The following is a 23437-nucleotide window of genomic DNA, read 5'->3' on the forward strand; positions in this document are numbered from 1 at the left end:
GTGAACCGGACGGGGGCACTCGCGGTGGCAGCGCTCGGGCTGTTGGGCCTGGGCGTGCTGGCACGCGGCCGCTGGCCGGACTCCACGCCCGCGCTGGACTGTGAGCCCGGCGCGGTGCGTGTGGTGGAGGGTGTCGCGGTGTGCGGAGAGGGTACGGTGCCCTCCGCCCCGCAGCGCCTGCTGCTGGGGCAACGGTTGGATTTGAACGCGGTCTCCGAGGCCGAGCTCGCGAAGGTGCCCGGAGTGGGGCCCTCACTCGCCGGGCGCCTCGTGCGGGCCCGTGAGGCCGGGGGCCGCTTCGCGTCCTGGGAACAGGTGGCGGAGGTGCCGGGCGTGGGCGCGGCCCGGTTGGAAGCCCTCCAGGCGACAACGGAGTTACGGTAGGCGCCAGCGCCCCAGGGCGTGTGGTAGATACCGTGTGTGGAGATCGCCTGCCCCCAGTGCTCGATGCAGTACGCGCTCGACCCCCGGTTGCTTCCGCCCGGGGGTGTACCGGTGCAGTGCACCCGTTGCAGCCACGTTTTCATCGCCACTCCGCCGGCCTCGGCGGCTGCTCCGGCTCCCCAGGCCACTCAGGCGTTTGGCGCGGTGCAGCAGCCTCGCCCGGCGACCCAGCCGAACCTGAACGCCACGTTGATCTACGGCGATCACAAGGGTGGCACGCCGCCCAGCTCGACGACGCAGGTGTTTGGCGCGGTGCCTCAGGTGCCGCCCATGGCGCCCGTGGCGAAGCCCGCCCCCGCCGCCGGGATGCCGCCGTCCGCCATGACGACGCAGGTGTTTGGCGCGGTGCCCCAGGTACCGCCCATGGCGCCCGCGGCGAAGCCCGCACCGGCCACGGGGCCAGCTCCGTCCGCCATGACGACGCAGGTGTTTGGCGCGGTGCCCCAGGTGCCGCCCATGGCGCCGGCCGCGAAGCCCGCCCCCGCCGCGGCGAAGCCCGCGCCGGCCGCGAAGCCGCCACCCGCCGCGAAGCCCGCCCCCGCCGCGGCGAAGCCCGCGCCGGCCGCGAAGCCGCCACCCGCCGCGAAGCCCGCTCCCGCCGCGAAGACTCCGGCGGGTGCGGCTCCTCCCATCACCACGGGGACCCAGGTGTTCGGCGCGGTGCCGCAACCTCAGCCTCAGCAGCCGGCTCCCTCCACGGCGCAGTTCCTGGAGCTCGACATCGAAATGCCCGAGCCCCAGGCCGCTCCGCGTCCCCAGCCGGCCCGGCCTCCCTCCGCCTCGACGACGCCGCCCTTCGGCACCCAACCGCAGAGGGCTCCCGTGGCCAGGCCCGCGGCGGGCCCGGCCCCCACCGGGGCGACGCAGGTGTTCGGCGCGGTGATGGAGCCGCCGCCCGTGGCCGCGCATCCTCCGGGCCTCCAGCTCCGGGCTCCGTCCCGGGAGACCCCCGCGGTCCCGGCGCCCCCCGCACCCGCGCCTGTGCCCGCGGCCGAGCCCATGGTGGCGGTCGCCGCGCACACGCCCATCGAGCTTCCCGAGGAGATCCTCGAGCAGCTGAACCGCCCGGTCGATGAGCTGAGGACGGAGGCGGCTCAGGCTCAAGAGAACAGGGCCTCCGTGGCGGGAGCGCCGCCGGGGCCGTCCAAGCCCCTGGAGCTGCCGCTGGAGGCGCTCGAGCACGCGGTCGAGACCGTCAACAACCCTGGGGGCCGCAAGAAGGCTCCCGCGCCGGGCCGCAAGGGCCGGGGCCTGCTCATCGCGGGGGGCGTGCTCGTGCTCCTGCTGACGGCGTTCCTGACCTCGCCGGCCTGGCGCTCGAAGACCCACGCCATTCCGCTCGAGGCGCGGGTGGCCCGGGACGAAGCGCTGGTGGTGCTGCGCCGGGACGATGCGGCGTCGAAGGAGGACGCCCTGACCCGGTTGAAGGCCCTGTCCGCCGCGAACCCCCAGAGCGTCGAGCTCCTGGGGGAGGTGGGCATCGCGCTCGCCACCCATCTGGACGACACCCAGGTCCGGGTGGCCACGCTCCGGCAGAAGGTGGAGGGGCTGAAGACCGAGATCGCCCGCCTCCGCCTGAACCAGACGCCCGCCAACTGGCAGAGCCTCGTCAACACGATGGGGGAGGAGCTGTCCAAGCTGGAGCAGGCCCTGACGCCGCTCGAGGAGCGCGCCGCGGTGCTCTCCAGGGAATCCGTGCAGGTGTTGAAGCAGCTGGCGGCGGCTCCCGAGAAGGAGGAGCCGGCGCCCGCCCTGGCGCGGCTCAAGGCCCAGGCCTTGATGACGGGCGTCATGGGTGGGGGCGATGCTCCCACCATGGCCGTGAAGCTGGCCCAGGCCGGGCTGCGGGACTGGAGCTCGCTGACGCTGGCCGAGTACGTGCTCAACTCCACCAACCCCGTGATGGGTAACGTCGAGCAGTCCTTCAATGCGGTGGTGGCCATGCGCGAGGCGGACAACTCCAACCTGCGGGCCTCCATGCTGGAGGCGCGTATCGCCCTGCTGCGCAAGGACCCGGCCACGGCGAAGACGGCGCTGGACACCGTCATCACCCTCAACCCCAAGCACGAGCTGGCCCAGCAACTCCATGCGCACGCCGAGGAGATGGAGAAGCAGGCGGCCGAGCCCGTGACGCCGCCCGCGCCCGAACCCCAGGACACGCCCACGCCCGAGGCCGTCCCGGCTCCCGAGGGGAACACCCCGGCGGCGCCCACTCCCGAGGGCAGCCCCGCGACCGGGGCCAACCCCGCAACCGAGGCAAGTCCCGCGCCCTGAGCCCGGGCAGGCACCGGCTGTTCCCAGGGAGGGAAAAGAAGTTCCCACGCCTCGGGATGAGCCGGGTGCTTGCGATCTCGCCCTGGAGGACAGGGTCCGCTCTGGACCGCGGTACGTGCCTTGCTTTGGCCTGACCCGAATCAACATGCGTGGACGGTCGGGGAGGCAGGGGTGATGGCGGAGCTGGTGTTCTGGTGTGCCGCGGTTCTGTTGGTGCACACATACTTTCTCTACCCGGTGGTGCTGTTCGCCCTGGATGGGGTAGCGCAGGTACTGCACAACGTGCGCTACATGCGCTCGGGGGCGGACCGGCGCCGCGAGGAGCAGCAGGCGAGCGAGCTGCCCCGGGTGAGCCTGGTGGTGGCGGCCTACAACGAGGCGAGCTGCATCGACGAGAAGCTGCGCAACAGTCTGGCGCTGGACTATCCGGCGGGGCGCTTCGAGGTGCTGATCGGCTCGGATGGCTCGACGGACGGGACGGATGAGCGGGTGTTGCGGTGCACGGACGAGCGGGTGCGTCTGTCGGCGGCGCCGCGCGGGGGCAAGACGTCGGTGCTCAACCGGTGCATCCCGATGGCCAAGGGCGACATCGTGCTGCTCTCGGATGCGAACACGATGATCGAGCCGGAAGCGGTGAAGCGGCTGGTGCGGCACTTCGAGAACCCCGAGGTGGGGGCGGTGTGCGGGCAGCTGCGGCTCTACAACCCGACGAAGGCCGAGTACGAGGAGAGCACGTACTGGACGTACGAATCGCTCATCAAGTTCTACGAGGGCAAGCGGGGCGCGGTGGTGGGGGCGAACGGAGGCCTGTATGCCATCCGGCGCTCGCTGTTCAACGCGCTGCCACCGGCGACCATCGTGGACGACTTCGTGATTCCGCTGCGCATTCTCGAGAAGGGCTACAAGGTGGTCTACGAGCCCGAGGCGGTGGCGCACGAGGAGACGACGGAGGACTACGGCAAGGAGTTCGGGCGGCGGGCGCGTATCGCGGCGGGCAACTTCCAGAGCCTGAGGATGGTGCCGGGGCTGCTCTCGCCACTGTCGGGCTTCCCGGCGTTCGCGTTCTGGTCGCACAAGCTGCTGCGCTGGTGCGCCCCGGCGCTGATGGCGCTGGCGCTGGTGGCCAACCTCTTCCTGCTGAGCAGCCCGTTCTACAAGCTGACGCTGGCGGGGCAGGTGCTGTTCTACGGGTTGGCGTACCTGGGGAAGAAGGGGCTGCTGAAGGGGTCCGCGCGCCGGGTGGCGTCGGTGGCGTACTACTTCGTGACCATGAACCTGGCGATCGTCGTGGGCTTCTGGCGGTTCCTGAGGAACACGCAGCGGGCGGCGTGGGATCGCACGGCCCGGGTTCCCTCGTCGTCGTAGTGGCTTGACGCTCTCCACCCCAGGTGGGACGGTGCCTGGGGTGGAGCCGTCCGGATTCGTCCTCGAACACAATCAACGCCTGTCGCGCTCGCTGCTGTGGAGCTGCCAGCGGGCCTTCTACGAGCGGCAGGGTGTCGAGGCCTGGCGCCGGGGACTCCTGCCGAGTTTCATCACCAGCAACCCCGTCATCGGCCGGGCCTATGCGCAGGTGGTGCTCGGATGGATGCGGGACTGGTGCGCGGCCTCCTCGTGGGAATCGGGCCAGCCCTTCCATCTCATCGAGCTCGGAGCCGGGTCGGGGCGCTTCGCCTTCCACTTCCTGGAGGCCTTCCGCCGGTTGCACGCGCGCTCGCGGCTGCGGGACGTGCCCTTCCGGTACGTCATGACGGACCTGCCCGAGCGCAACCTCGAGTTCTGGCTGTCCCATCCCCTGCTCCAGCCCTTCCTGGACGAGGGCCTGCTGGACGTGGCCCGCTTCGACGCCGAGCACGATGAGCAACTGGTGCTCCGCCGCGGTGGCACCGTGCTGGCGCCGGGCACGGTGGCGAATCCGCTGGCGGTGGTGGCCAACTACTTCTTCGACAGCATTCCGCAGGACGCCTTCTCCGTGCAGGACGGCGTGCTCCACGAGTGTCTCGTCTCGGTGTCCTCACCGGCTCCCAGGCCCGAGGTGGAGGCGGAGGACTTCCTGGAGCAGGCGGCGGTGTCCTTCGAGGACCATGAGGTGCGAGGCGCCTGCTACGGAGACGCGGAACTGGACGGCATCCTGGAGGACTACCGGGAGCGGCTGGGCGACGCGACGTTCCTGTTCCCCTCCACCGCGCTGCGGTGCCTGCGCCGGCTGCAACGGCTCTCGGGAGGCCGCCTGCTGCTGCTCTCCGGGGACAAAGGCCACGCCAGCCAGGACGAGCTGAGTGATCGCTCGTCCGGGGTGAGCCTGGTGCGGCACGGGGGGGCCTTCTCGCTGATGGTGAACTACGACGCCATTGGCCGGTACTTCCGTTTGCGGGACGGGCAGGTGCTGCGGCCCATCCACCGTCACGTGAGCCTGCACGTGGGGGCCTTCCTCCTGGGCCAGCCGCCGGACGGGTATGGCGAGACGGAGCTGGCGTACGAGGAGGCCATCGAGCGTTCGGGGCCAGACGACTACGCCACGCTGCTCGGGCGGATGGAGCAGCACCACGAGGAGATGACGCTGGAGGAGCTCCTGGCGCTCCTGCGCTGGAGTGGCTGGGACTCTGGCCTGTTGATGGCGATCTTCCCCTCGTTGCTGCCGCGGGCCGAGGCCGCGAGCGAGCCACTACGGCAGGAGGTGTGCTGGGCGATCCAGCAGGTGTGGGAGGCGGACTATCCGATCGGCGGGGAGCAGGACGATCTGGCCTACCACCTGGGGATGCTGCTGTACGTGATGGAGCGCCCGGCGGAGGCCCTGACGTTCTTCGATCTCTCCCTGCGGCAGTACGGCGAGGCGCCCGGCACATACTACAACCAGGGCATGTGCCACGTGCGCCTGCAACAGGATGCGCGGGCGAGGGAGTGTTTCGAGCGGGCGTTGACCCTGGACGAGGACTTCAGCCAGGCCCGGGAGATGCTCACCCATCTCCAGTCCGGTGAGTGAGTTGCGCATGCTCCCTCTCCCTTTGGGAGAGGGCGGGGGGTGAGGGTCGTCACCCGCGGCTGCTCTTGCGAATCGCGGCCGGGAGCGCGAGCCCCGTGACGAGGGTGGCCACCGTGCCCCCGATACCAGCAACCATCAACGTCACCGGGGCCGAGGTGGCATCGAGCAACAACCCGCCGCCGACGTAGGACAGCGCGGCGGCGACGCCAATGGCGCCGTAGAGATTGCCGAAGACCCGGCCGAGGAGCTCGGGAGGGACGAGGCGCTGGAGCAGGGTGTTGGTGGCGACGTCCATGGCCGCGATGCCGGCTCCGCGCACGGCCTGCATGGAGAACGCGGCGGAGACGGCCCAGGCCAGCCCGGTGAGGAGGTTGCCGATGCTGCTCACGGCGAATCCGAGCAGCAACATCACCACCATCGACGCCCGCGAGCCATATCGCGCCAGCAGCGCATAACCGGCCAGCAGCCCGAGGCCGACAGCGCCCAGGAGGAGCCCGACGGCCGAGTCACCGGCGCGGAGCGTCTCCTTGGCCAGGACCACGAGGGCGACGTCATCGACGCCGTTGAACAAGACGACGGCGAAGAATCCCAGGGCGATGACCCGGACGGCGGGGGCCGACAGGATGTACCCGAGGCCGAGCCTGGCGTCGTGGAGGAGTGAAGGCCGTTCCTGCTCCCCGGAGGACTCGGGAGGGAGGGACGGAAGCGAAGCGAGCAGTGCCGCCGACACGAGGAACGACGCGGCATCGACGAGGAGCACTCCGCGGATACCCACGAGGGGAAACAGCGCCGCCGCGAGGAGCGGCCCAAGGGCCTCGGAGGCATTGGTTCCGAACCCGAGGGTGGAGTTCGCGGCTTCCAGCGAGTCACCGGGCACCAGCGCGGGCACCGCCGCGCGGGAGGCGGGCAGGAAGACATGTCCGGCGATCGCACGGGCCGCCACCAACACCAGCAACAAGGGCAGGGGAGGCATCGCGAGCGCGATGAGGAGGAGGAGCAGCCCCTGGAGCAACTCGCAGGAGATCATCACCCGTTTGAGGTCGAACCGGTCGCTGATGGCACCGGTGAGCGGGCTGAACAAGGCGGGAGCGAGGTCACCGGCGAGCAGCAGCAGGGAGACGGCGAGGGCCTGTCCCGTGGTGCTGGCGACATGGAGCATGAGCGCGACCAGACTGAGCGAATCCCCGGCGAAGGAGATGACGCGCGCGGACCACAGGGACCGGAACGGCCGGTTCTGGCGCAGGAGTTGGAGGGCACCCATGGGCCTGTCATAGCCCAGAAGAACTTCAGCGCTTGTTCTGGGCTGGCGCGGAGGGCTTCTTGGTCTCGGGAGCGGAGGACTTGGCGGAGACGGTGTTGCTCGTCGTCTTCGCGGGCTTGGGGGCGGGCTCCGGGGGCTTCCGGGGAGAGGGGGGCTCCGCCTGCCTGGGCGCTGGCGCGGACACGTGGCCCACCGCCAGGACCGGCTTCAGCGACTCCTGAAGTTCTCCGCGCACCACCGCTCGGACGTCCTCCCGCACCGCCGCCCGCACCTCCCGCCGGATGAGGTCATCGAGCGCCTCCTCCCGCAGGGCCGCCTTCAGCTCGCTCCGCACCAGGGCCTTCAGGTCCCCTTGGAGCTCGCCGCGCAGACTGGTCTTGAAGTCTGTCAGGTCCGTCTTGAGCGCCGCATCCAAGCCCTTCACGTCCTTCTGGAGCGGATCCACCGCCTTGCTGATGCCCTCGATCGTGGCGCCGGTGACGGCCATGATGAGCTGCTGGGTGCTCTCGCTCTGGCTCTTCAGCTCCGTCTTGAACGAGCCCAGCGCATCCCGCATCGCGCCCAGCGAGGCGATCTCCTGCTTGAGGTCCTCCAGCTCCCGGGAGCGGGCATCCAGCTCGTCTTTCTTCTGCGCGAGCATCGCCTGGGTGTCGCGCAGCAGCATGGTCTGCTGGGAGCAGCGCGCGTCGATGGAGAGCAGGTTGGCGTAGGTGCTGCCGGTGATCTGGCACATCGTCAGCGTCTCCTGCTCGTCGAGCAGCACGAGCGAGATGCTCAGGGCGAACATGACGATGGCGAGCATGGACAGCGCGGCGCCACGGGCAACACGCAGGGTGAGACCCTGGCGGCCCAGAAAGCCCCGCCGTTGCAGGCCGAAGACTCCGGCCAGCGAGATGACCACCAGCGACAGGAGGGACAACAGCTTGCCCGGGGAGATCTCCAGCACGAGCTTGGAGAGCAGCTGGATGGATTCCCACGTCGAGCTGTTCTCGAGGTCGAGCTCGGGGCGGGCGGTGCCGTTGTCCGCGATGCCCCAGGCGGGCTGTTTCACCTGGCAGCGCGTGCGCATGTCGCTCGCCCAAGAGGGCATGTCGTTCACGAGCGGGGTGCTCGGGCACAGGCCGAGGATGTACTTCGTAGTGCCGGTGGTGAACGCATTGTGGACCCGGTGGCGCTCGGTCGCCTTCGCGAGGGCCCAGTTCCACGAGTAGCCGAGGGCAGCGATCGCCAGGGCGAACGCGAGCCAGGGCAGGGCCTTCTTGGCGACAGTACTCAGCGACATCGGTGGCGGCTCCTTGGGAGGCACGCGGGGGGGAACGGCGCCCCGGGAGGATCCCCCAGCCGTCCACGGTGAACAACGGACCCTCCTCGCGACTGTCATGCACTCCGAGTTGTGGCTCCGCTGATTGCTGGCATCACCACTTCTAAATGCCCACGGGGCGTCGCGGGGTTAATCAGCCGCTTCTGAACGCTTCACCCCCCGGAGTGCCCCCCCCGATGGCCGCAGACGCCCTGTTCCGCCCCTTCACCCATAAGTCGCTGACGCTGAAGAACCGCATCGTCATGGCGCCCATGACGCGCTCGTTCTCGCCGGGCGGCGTCCCCACGCCCGATGTCGCCGCGTACTACCGCCGCCGGGCCGAGAACGACGTGGGCCTCATCCTCTCGGAGGGGACCGTGGTGAAGCGGCCCTCGGCCAAGAACGACCCCAACGTGCCCGACTTCCACGGCGAGCAGGCGCTCGCGGGCTGGAAGCGCGTCATCGACGAGGTGCACACCGCGGGCGGGAAGATGGGCCCCCAGCTCTGGCACGTGGGCTCGGCGCGCAACCCCATGAGCACCTGGGTCGCACCGCCTCCCGTGGACGCGCCCTCCGGCCTGTCCTCCCCGGGAAAGAAGTTCACCGAGCCGATGACGGACGAGGCCATCGCCGACACCATCTCCGCCTTCGGCCAGGCGGCGGCGGACGCGAAGCGGCTGGGCTTCGACGTGGTCGAGATCCATGGTGCGCACGGCTATCTGATCGACCAGTTCTTCTGGGCCGGCACGAACGCGCGGACCGACGCCTTCGGGGGCGCCACCCTCGCCGAGCGCTCGCGCTTCGCCGCCGAGGTGGTGAAGTCCATCCGCGCCGCGGTGGGCAAGGACATGGCCATCATCCTGCGCCTGTCCCAGTGGAAGCAGCAGGACTTCACCGTCAAGCTCGCCCAGACGCCCAAGGAGATGGAGTCCTGGCTCACGCCGCTCGTCGAGGCGGGCACGGACATCCTGCACTGCTCGCAGCGCCGGTTCTGGGAGCCCGAGTTCGAGGGCTCGGAGCTCAACTTCGCGGGCTGGGCCAAGAAGCTCACCGGCAAGCCGACGATCACGGTGGGCTCGGTGGGGCTGAGCGGTGAGTTCACGGCGGCGTTCCGGGGCGAGAGCTCCAAGCCCGCGTCGCTCGACAACCTGCTGCGCCGTCTGGAGCGGGACGAGTTCGATCTCGTGGCGGTGGGCCGCGCGCTCCTGGCCGATCCTCAGTGGGTCCGGAAGGTGCGCGAGGATCGCCACGACGAGCTGCAGGACTTCCACAAGGAGGCGCTCGCCCGTCTGGCGTGAGGGCGAGGGCAGGGGGTCCGGCTCGTGGCGCGTCAACGCATCCAGGCGAACGCGCGCTCGAGCTGGGCTGCCGCATCATCGAGGTAGAGGCGGCCATGGGCGAAGAGCGCCCGGCGAGGCCGCCATCCCAGCATGTGCTGGTAGCAGGCGCGTGCCTGCGGTTTGCGGCCCCAGGACGTCATCCGCACCTCGCTCGGCGTGTGTCCCGGCCACAGGGTGCCGCCGAGCGCGAGCAGCCAACGCAGGCGTGGCTGGACTCGCTCCCGTTCGAGGGCCATGACCAGATCCGCCAGGATCAGGGTCGAGGACGCCTTGTGGAAGAACACGGCCTCTTGCATGAAGCGGCTGCCCCTGAAGACGAGCTGGTCGATGTCGTCCGCCCATGACGAGGGCGCGCTGTCGTCGAGATCGGCATCGAACGGGACATCGATGTTCTGCGAGCGTGCGCGCTCACGAACTCCTGGAGACGCCCAGGCCGTTGCACGCGGGTAGCGCTTCTTCCAGGCCGGGATGGCCGCGTAATGGAACCTGTTCGGCGAGACGATGTGCTCGACGTGCCCGAGCGCATCGAGCTCCGCGAACAGTTCTGGCGTAGGAGCCGTGGGAGACCAGATCCACAAGCCGCCCGAGCGCAGACGGATGACCGCCATGCGCGTGGGAAACGGCAGGGAGACCGGGCCATAGCTCATCTTGATGACGGGCCCATCCACCCACCAGATGCCGTCGGCGAGCGGCTTGAGCGTCGAGAGCGGAGCGTAGGGAAGAATCCCGTCACTCCATTCGAGGCGCTGGCCGGGGTCTTCCCGGTTTCCCGAGGACATGGCCTTGCCTTCTACCGCCGGGCCACGGCCGCGGGCTTCGTGGGCTTCGTGACCTTCGCGGGCCTGGCGTCGGGCAGCACGGAGCCGTAGGACACGAACAACTGTCCGGTGAGCACGGGCATCCTCGTGGCCCCGGGCACCCGCAGCATGTCGTTGAGCACCTCGCCCGTGCGCGGATCCCTCCGCAGGCTCGGCTTCGCGAGGTTCATCCGGTAGCGCACCACGCCTCGCTTCACCCGGTGGATGACGACGACGGTGCCATCGCTGGCGACCTCGTCCACCAGCCCCACGTGGGTCAGCCCGTCGTTGCGGCGCCCATCACGGTTCTGGTCATAGGTCTCCCGGAAGAACACCAGGTCTCCCGGCTTCGGCTTGCCCCGGGTGAACACGCGGCCATGGTCCCGGGTGTAGCGGTAGATCGCGGTGACGCCGTTGTCCCCGGCCACCCCGGAGCCGCGGAAGGAGACTCCGGCCCGCGCATACACGCCCTCGACGAAGCCGGTGCAGTCATCCGGCCAGGTGCGCCCGGCTACCTTCACCTTGCGGCTGCCCACGAGCTCCCTCGCGGTGGCGAGCACGTTCTCGCGGCTGGCGGCGGGCGGGGGAGGGCGCACCTGCTTGCGGGGGGCAGGCGAGGCGGCGGGTGAGGCGGCAGGACGAGCGGCGGTCACGCTCAGCGGCGCCTTGGGCGCGGCGGCGGGGGTCAGCGGGCTGTAGCGGTAGCTCGCGGCGATGACGCTCCCACCCATGGGCCTGCCTGTGGCGGCGCATCCGGTCATCACCAGCAGTCCGGCGAGCAGCACGCAGAGCCTCATGTCGCGACCTCCCTGTAGCGAGTCCACGCCCGGATGGTGGGGCGGACAGGGGGTGTCGTCAAAAAACCTACCCAGCCAGGCGAGCGAGAAAGGGCGGTTTTTTCACCCGGAGACGTGGTGGTAATCCTGGGGTGATGCGCAAGCTCCGAGCCCTCTCCCTGGTGTTGTTGCTGGCCGGCTGTGGCGCGCCCCGTGCGTACCAGCGGGCGCGGGATGCCGACACGTTGGAGGCCTGGCGCGCGTTCCTGCGTGAGTACCCGGAGGGAGACGACGCCGAGGCCGCCGAGGTGCGTGTCATCGAGCTGGAGTTCGAGCAGGCCTCGAAGCTCCACACGGTGCTGGCCTACAAGCGTTTCCTGGAGGCGAACCCGGATGTGCCGCAGGCGCGGGCGGCCCGGGCGTTGCTGGAGGGTCTGCGTTTCAACGCGGCGAAGGAGGCGGGCACGGCGGCGGCGCTGCGGCAGTTCCTGCGAGACCATCCGGATGGGGCGCAGCGCGAGGAGGCGCAGCGGCTCCTCAGGGAAGCGGAGCTGAAGGAGCTGTCCACGACGAAGGACACGCAGCAGCTGCGCGAGTACCTGCGCGAGTCGCCGGATGATCCGCGCCGGCTCCAGGTGGAATCCCGGCTGGATGACGAGAGCTTCGCCCGGGCGGAGACGGCGGGGGCGGGGCTGCTCTTCGCCTACCTGCGGGACTTCCAGGCGGGGCGCTACCGCGAGCAGGCGAAGGTGAAGCTGCTGGAGCTGGAGGTGGAAGGGCTGCTCGTCTCGGGGCTGCTGGAGGAGGCGGAGGCGCGAGTCGCGGGGCACCCGCTGGGGGTGAAGTTGAAGGACTTCCCGGCGCGTCTGGCCCGGGCCCGTGCCGAGCGCGTGGCGCTGCGCAGCCCCGAGCCCCTGGCCCAGTCCGCGCAGGTCGGGCACTACCTGCGGAGCCTCGAGGATCTGCGGGCCGCGCTGATGTCGCCGGACCCGATGGATCGGTGGCAGGCGGCGGAGGAGCTGGGCCAGCACGTGTCGGTGAAGGCGGTGGATCCCCTGCTGGAGACCTTCCGCGCGGGGCGCAATCCGCTCGTGCGGCAGCGGGCGCTGGACAGCCTGCGGACGGTGCTGAGCGCGCTGCCGAAGCCGGTGGCGGACTACGAGGTGGCGGTGCGGCTGGAGTCGCTGCGCGAGAAGGCGGGCAGCCCGGAGCTGTACCTGTCCATGGCGGCGTTGTTGGATCTCTCGGGCCGGCTGGGCGAGGCGTCCACCGAGTACCAGCGGGCCTTCATGCCGGAGGATCCGGATCCAGTGGTGTTGCGGCGCTGGGTACAGGTGCGTGAGGAGCGGCGCCAGTCCTTCTCGGCGGCGGTGGCGGCGCGGCAGCTCGCGCTGTGGGCACTGCGGGTGGCGCGCGAGGAGTCCATCTCCTCCGAGGGCAACGTGCCCCTGGCGGCGGCGCGGCAGCTGTGCGCGGCGGTGCACAACGCGCGCATCGCGTCCGAGGCGATCGCCCGGGCCCGGAAGACGAACACCGAGTTCCCCGAGGATCTGGACGGCTTCGCGGTGACGGCCACGGAGGCGGTGAAGCTGTCGGAGGCGCGGCTGGCGGACGCGGAGTTGCTGTTGCGCGAGCATTCGCCCGGGGCGCGCACCTGTGGTGACGACGCGGTGCGTGAGCGCCTGGAGAGCGCCGTGTCCGAGCGCCGCGAGGCCCTGCGCGCGGTGGGCGCGAAGCTGCCGAAGCTGGCGCCGCTGCTGCTCGAGGTGGCCCGGCAGAGGGATCCCTCCCCGGAGATCCGCGCCGAGGCCGCGTCCCGGCTCACGGCGCTCCAGACCCACTGAACAGGTATTCTCCTGCGGGGGAGACCCACCCGATCCGGCAGGTCAGACCGACCAGTAGAGTGAGCCGTACATGGCCACCCGCACGTACACGCTGAAGGCCGCGACGGCGACTCCCGCGCCGCGGATCGACTATGAGCGGCTGCTCAACGAGGAGCAGCTGCTGGCGGTGGAGGCGGGGGAGGGGCCGGCGCTGGTCATCGCCGGGGCGGGCTCGGGCAAGACGCGCACGCTGACATTCCGGGTGGCGCGGCTGCTGGAGCGGGGCATTCCTCCCGAGGGCGTGCTGCTGCTCACCTTCACCAACAGGGCCGCGCGGGAGATGACGCGGCGGGTGGAGGAGCTGACCGGGGCCTTCGCGGACGTGCGCAAGCTGCTGAGCGGCACCTTCCACCACGCGGCGCACGTGCTGCTGCGCCAGCACGCGGGGGCCATCGGCTTCTCCCGCGACTTCACGGTGCTGGATCGCGAGGACGCGCGCGACCTGATGTCCTCGTGCATCGCCGAGCGCAAGCTGCCCCGCGAGCGGCGCTTCCCCAAGGCCGAGGTGGTGTTGGACATGGTCTCCATGGCCGCCAACCTGCAGTTGTCGGTGGCCGAGGTGCTGGTGGAGCGCCGGCCGCAGTTCCTCCCCGTGGCCGAGGACGTGCTCGCGGTGGCCCGCCGCTTCGCCGAGCGCAAGGGGCGCATGCACCTGATGGATTTCGATGATCTGCTGGTGATGCTCAAGCGGCTGCTCGTGGACAACCCCATCATCCGCGAGCAGCTCGTGCAGCGTTTCCACTGCGTGCTGGTGGACGAGTACCAGGACACCAACCGGTTGCAGGGCGAGCTCGTGGATCTGCTCGCCGGCGAGCGCCGCAACCTCACCGTGGTAGGTGATGACTGCCAGTCCATCTACAGCTTCCGGGGCGCGGACTTCACCAACATCATCGACTTCCCCAAGCGCTACCCGGGCTGCGGCATCTACCCGCTCACCCGCAACTACCGCTCGACGCCGGAGATCCTCCGGCTGGCCAACGCCTCCATCTCGCTCAACCAGCGTCAGTTCTCCAAGCAGCTCATCTCCTCGCGGCCCCCGGGGCCAGTGCCGGTGCTCGCGTGCACCCTGGACCTGGATCAGCAGGCCGCCTTCGTGGCCCAGCGGGTGCTTGAGCTGCGCGACGGGGGCATGCCCCTGGAGCAGATGGCCGTGCTCTACCGCGCCCACAGCCACTCCATCGAGCTGCAACTGGAGCTGGTCCGCCGGGGCATCCCCTTCCGGGTGCGCTCGGGGGTGCGCTTCTTCGAGCAGATCCACGTGAAGGATGTGCTCGCCCACCTGCGGCTGGCGGGCAACCCGCGGGACGAGTTGGCCCTCAAGCGCGTCTTCAAGCTGGTGCCCGGTATCGGTCCCGCCACGGCGGAGATCCTCTGGGAGGTGCTGCTCGCCCTGCCGCCGGAGCTGTCCCTCGTGGAGGGGCTGGCCCGTCCCGAGGTCCAGGCCGAGGTTCCCCGGAAGGCCACCGCGGGCTTTGCCCGGCTGATCCAGCTCCTGGAGCGGCTGGGAGCCCCTGGGTCCAATTTGACACCAGGGCAGATGATCCAGGACGTGCTGGCGGGAGGCTACGGCGAGTACCTGCGGACGGAGTTCCCGGAAGAGGAGCGGCGCGAGGACGACATCCGGCAGCTGGCGGAGTTCGCCGGGCGCTTCGATGAGCTGCCGCGCTTCCTGTCGGAGATCGCGCTGGTGGCCGAATTCTCGGCCCGTGAGGCAACGGGAGAGCCTCCATCCGAGAGCCTCACACTGTCCACGGTGCACCAGTCCAAGGGGCTGGAATGGCAGGCGGTTTTCGTCATCTCACTGGCCGAGGGCCGTTTCCCGCTGCCTGGGGCCGCCCGGACGCCGGACGAGGAGGAAGAGGAGCGCCGGCTCTTCTACGTGGCGGCCACGCGGGCCAAGGACGAGCTGGCGTTGTGCTACCCGATCTCCGCCGTCCTGCGAGGCGGCGAGCGGGCGGTCCTCAAGCTTTCCCGTTTCGTCGAGGAGCTGCCGGTAGGAGAGGAGGCTCCCTACGACCGGCTGATCGTGGAGACGAGAACTGCGCAACCCGGCTCCTGACGTGATACAGAGTGATACTCCACCATGGCGGACAGACCTCGCATCATCGGGATTGATCTGGGAACGACCAACACACTGGTCGCGTCCGTGAAGAACCGCATCCCGAAGATCGTCCCCACGGATCGCGGCAACCTGATCCTTCCCTCGGTGGTGGCGCTCTCCGGCAAGGGCGAGCTGTTGGTCGGTGGTGTGGCCAAGGATCAGATGGTCACCAACCCGAAGAACACGCTCTACGGGACCAAGCGCCTCATCGGGCGCAAGTACCAGTCGCGCGTCGTCGACGATCTGAAGGGCTACTTCAAGTACGACATCGTCGAGGCCCCGGACGGGGACGCCGCGGTGACGCTGGGCGGGCGCATCTACACGCTGCCCGAGGTCTCCAGCTTCATCCTCAAGCAGCTCAAGACGATCGCCGAGCAGTTCCTGGGCGGCCCCATCGACGAGGCCGTCATCTCCGTGCCGGCGTACTACACGGACAGCCAGCGCCAGGCGGTGAAGGAGGCCGGCAAGCTCGCGGGCTTCAACGTCAAGCGCATCGTCAACGAGCCCACCGCCGCGGCGCTCGCCTACGGCTTCAACCGCGGGTTGGATCAGAAGATCCTCGTGTACGACCTGGGCGGTGGCACCTTCGACGTCTCGGTGCTGCACCTGACGGGCAACGTCTTCGAGGTGCTGGCCACCGGTGGCGACACCTTCCTGGGCGGCGTCGACTTCGACAACCGGGTGATGGACTACGTGCTCGAGAAGTTCTGGGAGGAGACCAAGGTCGACCTCTCGCAGAGCCCCATCGCCATGCAGCGCATCAAGAACGCCGCCGAGGCGGCGAAGATTGATCTGACGCTCATCCCCAACGTGGTCATCGATCTGCCCTACATCGAGGAGCGCAAGGGCAAGCCGTTGGACCTGCGGATCCCCCTGACGCGCGAGAACCTCAACGCGCTCACCATGGATCTGGTGGACCGCACGTTCGAGATCTGCGACCGGGTGCTGGCGGAGAAGGGCATCAACCGCTCGGAGATCGACGAGATCATCCTGGTGGGCGGGCAGAGCCGCATGCCGCTGGTGCAGCAGCGGATTCAAGAGCACTTTGGCAAGCCGCCGCGCAAGGGCGTGCACCCGGACGAGTGCGTGGCCCTGGGCGCCGCGCTGCTGGCGGACTCGCTGGGCACCATCGACTCGGTGACGCTGCTGGACGCGGTGTCCATGCCCATCGGCTACGCGCTGCCCAACGGGCGCGTGCGCCGGGTCATCGAGAAGAACTCCATCATCCCGCTGGTGAAGAGCTTCCGGCTGCCTCCTCCGAAGGATCCGGGCGCGCCCTTCATCGAGATGGACATCTTCCAGGGCGACAGCGACCTGATGGTGGACAACGAGTACCTGGGGACGCTCCGGGTGCCGGCGGAGTCCGCGGGGCGGAAGATCGACTTCCGGCTCAACGAGGAGTGCCTGCTGCAGGTCATGGTCGAGGAGCCGGGCGGTCCCCGGCGGATCGAGCTGGCCACGCGGGACACGCCCGAGCTGCTCAAGAAGGAGCTGGCGCGGGTGGCCGAGGAGCGGGCCCAGAAGGCCGAGCAGTCGGCGTCCTCGCCGTCGTCCCACCAGGAGGGCAGCGGGTTGTTCTCCAAGGTCAAGAGCATCTTCCGTAGGGGGTAGGCGGCGGCATGGCCACGTTCCCGTCGAAGGAGTGGTGTGAGGAGGCGGTACGGCTGGTGAACGCGGATCCGGAGAGCTCGCTCGCCGCCCAGGGGTGGCAGGGAGAGATCGGGGTCATCGTCGACGCGGAGCCGGGCAAGCTGGCTCGGGCCTTCGTGGCGCACCTGGTGCCGCGCGGCGGCCGCATCGAGAAGCTGCGCGTGCTGGATGATCCGGACGATCTGGACGAGATGGATCCGGCCTACCTGGCGCGGGCGCCCTACACGGTGTGGAAGCAGCTGCTGCAGGGGCAGTTGGATCCCGTGGAGGCGGTGCTGCGGCGGCGCATCGCGGTGAAGGGAGATCTGCAGCAACTCATCGAGCGCCTGCGGTTCAAGGGCATCGCGGATCGCGTCTTCTCCGCGCTCAAGACGGAGTACGTGGACGGGCCGTGAGTGCCCGTGGGGGCAGTCGGTCATGAGCATTCGCCGCAACCTGAAGAAGCAGGCGCTGGGCGTGTCGCAGAAGGCCATGGAGAAGCTGCTGGCCGACGAGAAGCGGGCCATGGCGGTCGCCCAGGCGCTCGGCTCCGTGCAGCGGGGCAAGCAGGCGCTGGACCGGGGCCAGGAGGAGCTGATGCGGGCGCTGAGCTTCGCGACCCGGAGTGACTTCAAGGCCGTGGGAAAGAAGCTTTCCGGCCTCAAGCGCCGGCTGCGTGAGCTGGACGAGCGGCTGGAAGAAATCGCGAGAGAATAGCCGTTGACAGGGAACACGGCGGGTGGCATCTACCCACCCGTCGCTTCGTCGGGGGCGCATAGCTCAGCGGTAGAGCACTGCCTTCACACGGCAGGGGTCCCAGGTTCGAATCCTGGTGCGCCCACACCGACGACTCCCGATTCACCGCAATCGGGCGCATAGCTCAGCGGTAGAGCACTGCCTTCACACGGCAGGGGTCCCAGGTTCGAATCCTGGTGCGCCCACACGACAGAGGCCGTGAGTCCCGAGGGGCTCACGGCCTCTTCGCTTTTGGGCCCCCGGAGCGTCCGAGGTGACGGCCATGCACGACGACCTGGAAGACATGTTGAAGCGGGCCGAGGTGCTCGGAGACGACAGCCGATGACCACCCAGGACCGTCTGCAACGGCATTTTCAGAAGAAAGAGCTCGAGCAGCTCCTGAAGCGGCTCGAAGGGGTGACGATCGGTGGAATCGTCCCAAAGGAAAGCCTCCCGGCTGTGCAGCAGGCCCTGTCCCAGCTCTTCTTGGTGGAGGCGGAGCCCTTCTCGACGATTCGAGGCGAGGCGTCAGGCCGCGAGAAGGTGGAATGGTTGCGCCAGGTGGTGCGCGAGTTCCTCGCGGGCGGGTCCGAGCTGTACGTGGTGTTCTCGGGTCTGGGCGCCGCGGGCTGGGTTCACCTGATCGTCGACGGAGAGGGCAGGTGGGTTCGGAGCCTCTGGGAGGTCATGCCGGACAGGGAGGTCTTCTTCGCGTCCGCGGACTGGCGGCGGGTGCTGGCGATTACCGAAGAGGAGGCGTTTCATGGTGCGTACCTCGGACATGTCGAATAGCTCCATGAGCTACGACAAGTGGGCGAAGGTGATTCGTGCACTCGCGCTCCCGGAGGCGGCGATTGCCTGTGCGACGGGCGACTTGCGGCTTCCGGCGGAGAGGGGTCAGGTGCCCTTTGCCTCCTATGGCTTCCCGCCCGCGTTGATTCCGCTCTGGAGCAGTCTGTCGGGGCCCGGTTACTACGGGTTCTGGTGGCACTGGGGAGGGCCGCGCCGAACCACGATCGTGTGGCTGATTGTCGAGGCCGGGTACCGGGCGTACGAGTATGCACGGAGCTTCGAGCAGCTCATGACGCTCGTGGCCCTACGGACGCTGGAGGCGGACGACGGGGTTGTCTCGGAGGAACTCAGGGCTTTCGCGGCTGCGGCGGGCGTGAACGACCTGGACGATCTGGAGCGTATCATGCAGGAGTCGGGCGATGATCCGTCCGGGCTCCTGCAGCGCTCGGAGTTCGTTCAAGATGCGCCGCTCGAGTGTTTCGAGGAGGAGCCCGAGGCCTATCCGGGGGACTTTCCCACCGAGCTCAGCGTCGAGCGCTCGAGTGACTTGAGACGCTTCGCCGGGCTGGAGGGGCCAAGGACCGTGGCCCAACGGATCGCGTCCCAGCCAGGTGCCCCGCCCTGGTTCAAGGTGGCCCGGCAGCGAGAGGTGTTCGATGCGTGTCTGCGCGCCGGGGATTACCAGGGGGCGTGGATGTCGCTCAACTCTCCAGGCTGGCGTTTCTCTGATGCGGGAGTGGCGCTCGAGGAGCTGACGCAACGGACCGGTGATCCGGTCCTGCGCTTGTTGACCGATGCGTGGAGGTCGGAGCGCCACTCTGACTTCGGTGGGTATTGATCGCGGTGCCCGGCCAGGGGCCTGTCACCGCTGGCGGCGGGTGGACTCGCGTCCCCGGGACTTCCTGGCGCCTGCCGTGGCCCCGTCACCCTTGACGTGAGAGAGGCGGGCCTGGGCGAGCCGATGGAACGAACGGTTGTCGAAGCCCTCTGGCGCGGGAACGGCGCGGTAGAGGGCGCGCGCGGCCTCGGCCAGGCCGTACTCCTCGGCGAGCCGCCCCCGCACATAGAGGACGCCCCCATCCGTGGCCGCTGGCTCCCCCAGGGCGAGTGCCTCGTCCACCAGCCGCAGCGCCTCCACCAGCTTCCCCGTCTCCACCAGCAGCGCGGCGAGCAAGGCGAGCGCCTCGGGATCCTCGCGCTCGGTCAGTGCCACGGCTCGCTGCGCCATGGTCAGCGACTCGGACGAGGCCCGGCCCCGCAACAACTCCGCCCAGGCGAGCGTGCGATACGTGTCCGCTCCGGCCGCCCCCTGCATCACCAGGTCCTGTCCGGCCTCGTCGACCGCACTCCACTCCCTGAGCTGCACGGCCGCGTCGAGGAACGTCCGCAGGCCCTGGACGTCATCGTGCAGGAAGTTGAGGCGGCTGCTGGCAACGTTCCGCAGCCCCTCCCACTTCCCTTCCTGTGTCAACAAGGCGCGTTTGAGCAGGAAGACCTCCAGCGAGCCCGGCACCTCGCGGCGCACCTGGTCCAACCAGGTGTTGGCCTGCGGGAGATGGCCCGCCGCCTTGTAGGCCACGGCCAGCGCGAGCTGGAGCCGCTGCCGCAACTCGCCCGAGGCGTACTGGACGTCTTTCTCCAGCGCCTTGATGACGCGCGCCTCTCCCGTGCTTGCCCCCAGGTAGGCGGCCGCGCGCCGCAGGTCCGACACCGCCTCCATCCCGGAGAAGCCCTGCAGCGTCGAGGCGAAGCTCGCCAGCGGACTCAGGCTGTCGGAGGAGGGCAGCGCCCGCGCCGCTTCCGCGCCCCACTGCAGCCACATGATGGCTTCCATCGGGCGATTGAGATCCAACCAGCGCAGCGCCTCCGCGCCGAGCGGGCGGGGATCCGAGGAGGTGGCGAGCACCCGGTACTCCTTTTCCTCGCGCACCACGTACCAGGTGTCCCCGGCAATGCCCCAGAGCGGCAGCTTCAGCCCCACCCGGTAGCCCACCTTGTCCTTGCCATCTACCTGCAGGTCCAGCGCGGCCAGGGCGAGGTCCGTCATGGCGGTCACCCCGGCGGCATCCAGGTTGGCCTGGCGCACGTAGCGCGAGGCTCGCGCGTGCAGCAGGCGCATCGTCTCGCGCAGCTCGCTGTCCGGCCTGTCGCGCTTGGAGAGGAGCGGACGGACGGCGGCCTCGAAGTCCTGAGCGCTCCGCGTCGTCCAGGCGGCGAGCACGATGCGGCGCACCAGCTCCCGCGGCCCCTCGTCCGGCTTGGACGCCTTGGCGTCGCGCACCTTGCGCGTCAGCTCCAGCCGGGTCTCCAGCTCCGGGTTGTACGCGCCACGCAGCGCCGCCTCGAAGAGCTGCACGGCCTCGGGGTAGCGGCGCCGGGTGAGCAGGTGGTCTCCAGCCATGGACAGCGCCTCGCGGCGCGCCTCGAGCCCGTCCAACGTGCCCTCCGCCTCGGTGATGGCCTCGCGAGCGCCCTTCAGCTCGGCCAGTGACATGATCAACACACGATCGCGCGGCGTGGAGGAGCGGGAGGCTCGCGCCGCCTCCAGCGACTCCTGGAAGGCTCCCGAGGCGAAGAGGGCCAGGAGGTAGCGATCCTCCACGTCCTGGTCCGCGACCGAGTCCCTCAGCAGCCGCCAGGAGGCGAGGGCATCCGCCAGCGGGGCCCCCTGTCCGAAGTGCTCGCCCCGTGGGTTGTACTCGAGCAACTCCGCGAGCAGCGCCTGGGCCGAGGTGTTGTCCGGCTCCAGGGAGAGCGCCTTGCGGCAGGCGGCCACGGCGCCCGGCAGCTCCGCGCCCTCGTGGCGCAACCGGCCCTGAAGGTCGTGCTGCAGCACCCAGGCGAGGACGTGGTGGACGAGGGGCGAGCCGGGGTGTTGCTCCACGGCGCGGCGGGCCTCGGCGCGCGCCTGCTCCCCCAACCCCAGGCCCAGAAGTGTCCCGGCGTAGCGAGCCCGCACCAGCCCGGAGCCTGGAGCGCGCGCCAGCAGCTTCTCATAGACGGCGAGGCCGTCGCGCACGCGCCCGTTCTCCACCAGACGCTGGCCCCTGTCCTCCAGCTCCGCCTCCAGCGGCTCGCGACGGGCGAGCCGGACCAGGGCCTCGCGGAAGGCGTTGACCTCGTCGGCCGAGTAGCGGCGCTTGACGGTGTCGAAGGAGAAGTCGGCGGAGAGCCCACCGTCCTCGTCGCGCGAGTAGCGCAGCGACAGCACCGCGGGTCCCAGGCGGAGCGTCTCGTCACGTGGCAGGGTGCGCACGGAGAAGCCGGGCGGGGGCCGCAGGCGGTAGCGCACCTCCGCCTTGTAGGCCACGGGCAGCACCAGCTCGGACTTGCGGCGCGGCGCGGAGACGGGCTTGCGGCCCAGCTCGTCGGGCAGCAGGTCGCTCACGTCATCGAGCACTTCCGGCAGCCACGCCAGGGGGGAGTCGAGACGCAGGGGGACACGGGCCTGGCGCCAACCGGTCGTGGCGAAGCGCGCCGAGGCCACATCCAGCTCCAGCCGGAAGGCACCCGTGCGCTCCTCCAGCGGCGAGTGCTTCAACCCCGCGAGCGTGCCCTGGTACTGCGCGGAGGCCAGCGCCTCCATGTTGCGGCGGAAGTCGGCCGGGCGCATGCCGCGCAGCAGACGCCGGTAGTCTCCCGCCAGCGCCCCGCGCAGCTCGCGCGTCTCCAGCACGCGCGCCGGCCCCTCCTCGGCGAGCAGGATGCTGCGGGTGAAGACGGCGGTGTTGTCCGCCGGGGAGGACTCGCCGATGAGGGTGAGCCCCTGCGTCTCCGGGGCGGCCACCAGCGCATGGCGGCCCTCGAGCCCGGCGACGGGCCCTCCCACCTCGGCGGCGGGGTCCGTGGGATCCACCCACAGCGCGGGCGAGCCGGGCACGTACACGATGGCGTGATTGAAGAAGCCCATGCCAGGCAGCTCGGGCACGTCCTCGCGCCCGGAGCGGACGAGGGCCACCTGGGCGGGGAGGCCCGCACCGCGCAGCAGGCCCACCAGCAGGGTGGAGAGGTCCTTGCAGTCGCCGAACTGCCGCGCGAGCGTCTCGCGCGGCTCGGCGGGGACGATGGCCGCGGCACCGAACTCGAGCCCCGTGTAGCGCACCGAGCCCTGCACCCACTCCAGCAGGCGCTGCGCGATGACCCGCCGATCCTTCAGGCCCTTGGTGAGGCTCCGAGCCTGGGACTGCAAGGACGCGCCCGCGAGCTTCTCCTCGACGAGGCGGTGGTAGGTGGTGGCCACCTCGCTCCAGGAGCGGCCGGTGGAGAAGGCCACGTGCGGGTAGAAGGCCTCGGAGGCAGGGACATGCGCCTCGAGTGCCGTGACCGGGGCATAGGGGCCGCCCTCGAAGAAGAGGCGCTTGCGGCTTGCCTGATGCTGGGGCACCGGCTCGAGCGGCAGCCCGCGGACACGGAGCGACAGTTGGGTGGAGGGCTCCGCGTCGATGAGCAGGCGCACCTTGCGCACCGGCACGGTGTTGGCGAAGTAGAAGTGCTCGACGAGGCCCGCGTCGAAGAAGGCCTGGGTGTCCTCGACGACCGACTCCTCCTCGACGAGGGCGCCCACGCGCAACGCGGGCAGCGGCGCGCGCAACACGCGCTGGTCGGTGTAGAGGTTGGGGCTCGAGTCCTCCACGGGCGCCTCATGCAACGTCTTGGGATCCAACCCGTGCACCTGGCCGTCCGGCGAGATGACCCGGGCGCGGATCTTCGGTGGGGTCTGGCGCCAGGGGGACCAGTCGGCGCGCGTCTCCGCCCACGTCTGCACGCCCGCCTCGGAGAGGATGCGGAAGACGCGGTGCCGGGTGGTGCGCCAGCGGTGGGGGCCGAGCTCCTCATACCGCCCCTCCTCGAGGAGCACCTCCACGTCGGCCTCGCGCGGCTCCGGCATGGGCAGCGTGGAGACCGCCCGCAGCATGGCGGCTGGAGGCGCCTCGAAGGCAGGCCCCTCCCAGGGCTGCGAGGCTCGTTCGGCTCCCAGGGCGGAAAGGGACAGGGAAAGCAGACCCAGACACAGCGCGAGCGATCTCATCGCGGTAACGGCACCCATCATGTGATGAAGAAGGGCGCAATAGATCAGCCACGTCTCGGGAAAGCAAACGAGGGGACTCGCGGAGGATCCATC

At 69.9% G+C, this 23437-nt stretch carries 17 protein-coding genes and 2 tRNA genes; 14 read left to right on the forward strand and 5 right to left on the reverse strand.

The window, feature by feature from the left end; translation table 11 throughout:
* The 4 genes from BO221_RS44925 to BO221_RS44940 all read left to right on the forward strand — a co-directional run bounded on the left by BO221_RS44925 (position 1) and on the right by BO221_RS44940 (position 5701).
* Positions 1–384: a helix-hairpin-helix domain-containing protein gene (locus tag BO221_RS44925; protein WP_073567093.1), complete on the forward strand. Its 384-nt coding sequence runs from the start codon at positions 1–3 to the stop codon at positions 382–384.
* A gap of 36 nt (positions 385–420) precedes the next feature.
* On the forward strand, positions 421–2718 hold the full coding sequence (locus BO221_RS57505; protein WP_143196053.1) for a zinc-ribbon domain-containing protein: 2298 nt from the start codon (positions 421–423) through the stop codon (positions 2716–2718).
* 174 nt (positions 2719–2892) lie between these two features.
* Positions 2893–4083: a glycosyltransferase family 2 protein gene (locus BO221_RS44935; RefSeq protein ID WP_073567095.1), complete on the forward strand. Its 1191-nt coding sequence runs from the start codon at positions 2893–2895 to the stop codon at positions 4081–4083.
* A gap of 40 nt (positions 4084–4123) precedes the next feature.
* A complete protein-coding gene (locus BO221_RS44940) occupies positions 4124–5701 on the forward strand; it encodes a tetratricopeptide repeat protein (RefSeq protein WP_073567096.1) in 1578 nt (525 codons plus the stop codon).
* A gap of 49 nt (positions 5702–5750) precedes the next feature.
* On the opposite strand, the gene BO221_RS44945 is transcribed toward BO221_RS44940, so the two are convergent.
* Both BO221_RS44945 and BO221_RS44950 read right to left on the reverse strand, forming a co-directional pair.
* Positions 5751–6962 (reverse strand): MFS transporter, encoded by a 1212-nt coding sequence (locus BO221_RS44945; protein WP_073567097.1) that lies wholly within the window; start codon positions 6960–6962, stop codon positions 5751–5753.
* A 25-nt stretch (positions 6963–6987) separates the two neighbouring features.
* Positions 6988–8244 carry a hypothetical protein gene (locus BO221_RS44950; protein ID WP_073567098.1) on the reverse strand — a complete coding sequence of 419 codons (1257 nt, stop codon included), beginning with the start codon at positions 8242–8244 and terminating at the stop codon, positions 6988–6990.
* Between the two features lie 215 nt (positions 8245–8459).
* Here BO221_RS44950 and BO221_RS44955 point away from each other — a divergent pair, with 215 nt between their 5' ends.
* A complete protein-coding gene (locus BO221_RS44955; protein WP_073567099.1) occupies positions 8460–9560 on the forward strand; it encodes an NADH:flavin oxidoreductase in 1101 nt (366 codons plus the stop codon).
* Positions 9561–9592: 32 nt separating this feature from the next.
* Here the strand turns inward: BO221_RS44955 and BO221_RS44960 are convergent, their stop codons facing one another.
* Positions 9593–10381 (reverse strand): DUF4336 domain-containing protein, encoded by a 789-nt coding sequence (locus tag BO221_RS44960; protein ID WP_073567100.1) that lies wholly within the window; start codon positions 10379–10381, stop codon positions 9593–9595.
* An 11-nt stretch (positions 10382–10392) separates the two neighbouring features.
* Positions 10393–11196 (reverse strand): CHAP domain-containing protein, encoded by an 804-nt coding sequence (locus tag BO221_RS44965; protein ID WP_073567101.1) that lies wholly within the window; start codon positions 11194–11196, stop codon positions 10393–10395.
* 134 nt (positions 11197–11330) lie between these two features.
* Between BO221_RS44965 and BO221_RS44970 the strand changes: the two genes are divergently transcribed.
* The 9 genes from BO221_RS44970 to BO221_RS45010 all read left to right on the forward strand — a co-directional run bounded on the left by BO221_RS44970 (position 11331) and on the right by BO221_RS45010 (position 19153).
* Positions 11331–13019 (forward strand): HEAT repeat domain-containing protein, encoded by a 1689-nt coding sequence (locus BO221_RS44970; RefSeq protein WP_073567102.1) that lies wholly within the window; start codon positions 11331–11333, stop codon positions 13017–13019.
* A gap of 70 nt (positions 13020–13089) precedes the next feature.
* Positions 13090–15117 carry an ATP-dependent helicase gene (locus BO221_RS44975; protein ID WP_073567103.1) on the forward strand — a complete coding sequence of 676 codons (2028 nt, stop codon included), beginning with the start codon at positions 13090–13092 and terminating at the stop codon, positions 15115–15117.
* 24 nt (positions 15118–15141) lie between these two features.
* The gene (locus tag BO221_RS44980) at positions 15142–16770 is read left to right on the forward strand and encodes an Hsp70 family protein (RefSeq protein WP_073567104.1); all 1629 of its coding nucleotides are present in this window, start codon (positions 15142–15144) and stop codon (positions 16768–16770) included.
* Positions 16771–16778: 8 nt separating this feature from the next.
* Positions 16779–17204 carry an SCP2 sterol-binding domain-containing protein gene (locus BO221_RS44985; RefSeq protein WP_073567105.1) on the forward strand — a complete coding sequence of 142 codons (426 nt, stop codon included), beginning with the start codon at positions 16779–16781 and terminating at the stop codon, positions 17202–17204.
* A 22-nt stretch (positions 17205–17226) separates the two neighbouring features.
* Complete coding sequence (locus tag BO221_RS44990; protein ID WP_073567106.1) at positions 17227–17505, forward strand: hypothetical protein; 279 nt, start codon at positions 17227–17229, stop codon at positions 17503–17505.
* Between the two features lie 52 nt (positions 17506–17557).
* Positions 17558–17629 (forward strand) — tRNA-Val (locus BO221_RS44995).
* Positions 17630–17657: 28 nt separating this feature from the next.
* Positions 17658–17729 (forward strand) — tRNA-Val (locus tag BO221_RS45000).
* Positions 17730–17865: 136 nt separating this feature from the next.
* The gene (locus BO221_RS45005) at positions 17866–18315 is read left to right on the forward strand and encodes a hypothetical protein (protein ID WP_073567107.1); all 450 of its coding nucleotides are present in this window, start codon (positions 17866–17868) and stop codon (positions 18313–18315) included.
* Positions 18287–19153 carry a hypothetical protein gene (locus BO221_RS45010; protein WP_073567108.1) on the forward strand — a complete coding sequence of 289 codons (867 nt, stop codon included), beginning with the start codon at positions 18287–18289 and terminating at the stop codon, positions 19151–19153. Before BO221_RS45005 ends, BO221_RS45010 begins: the two co-directional genes overlap by 29 nt.
* Positions 19154–19177: 24 nt before the next feature.
* On the opposite strand, the gene BO221_RS45015 is transcribed toward BO221_RS45010, so the two are convergent.
* A complete protein-coding gene (locus BO221_RS45015; protein WP_143196054.1) occupies positions 19178–23344 on the reverse strand; it encodes a DUF3857 domain-containing protein in 4167 nt (1388 codons plus the stop codon).
* Between the last annotated feature and the right edge of the window lie 93 nt (positions 23345–23437).

The sequence above is a fragment of the Archangium sp. Cb G35 genome (assembly GCF_001896145.1).
Classification (GTDB): Bacteria; Myxococcota; Myxococcia; order Myxococcales; family Myxococcaceae; genus Archangium; species Archangium violaceum.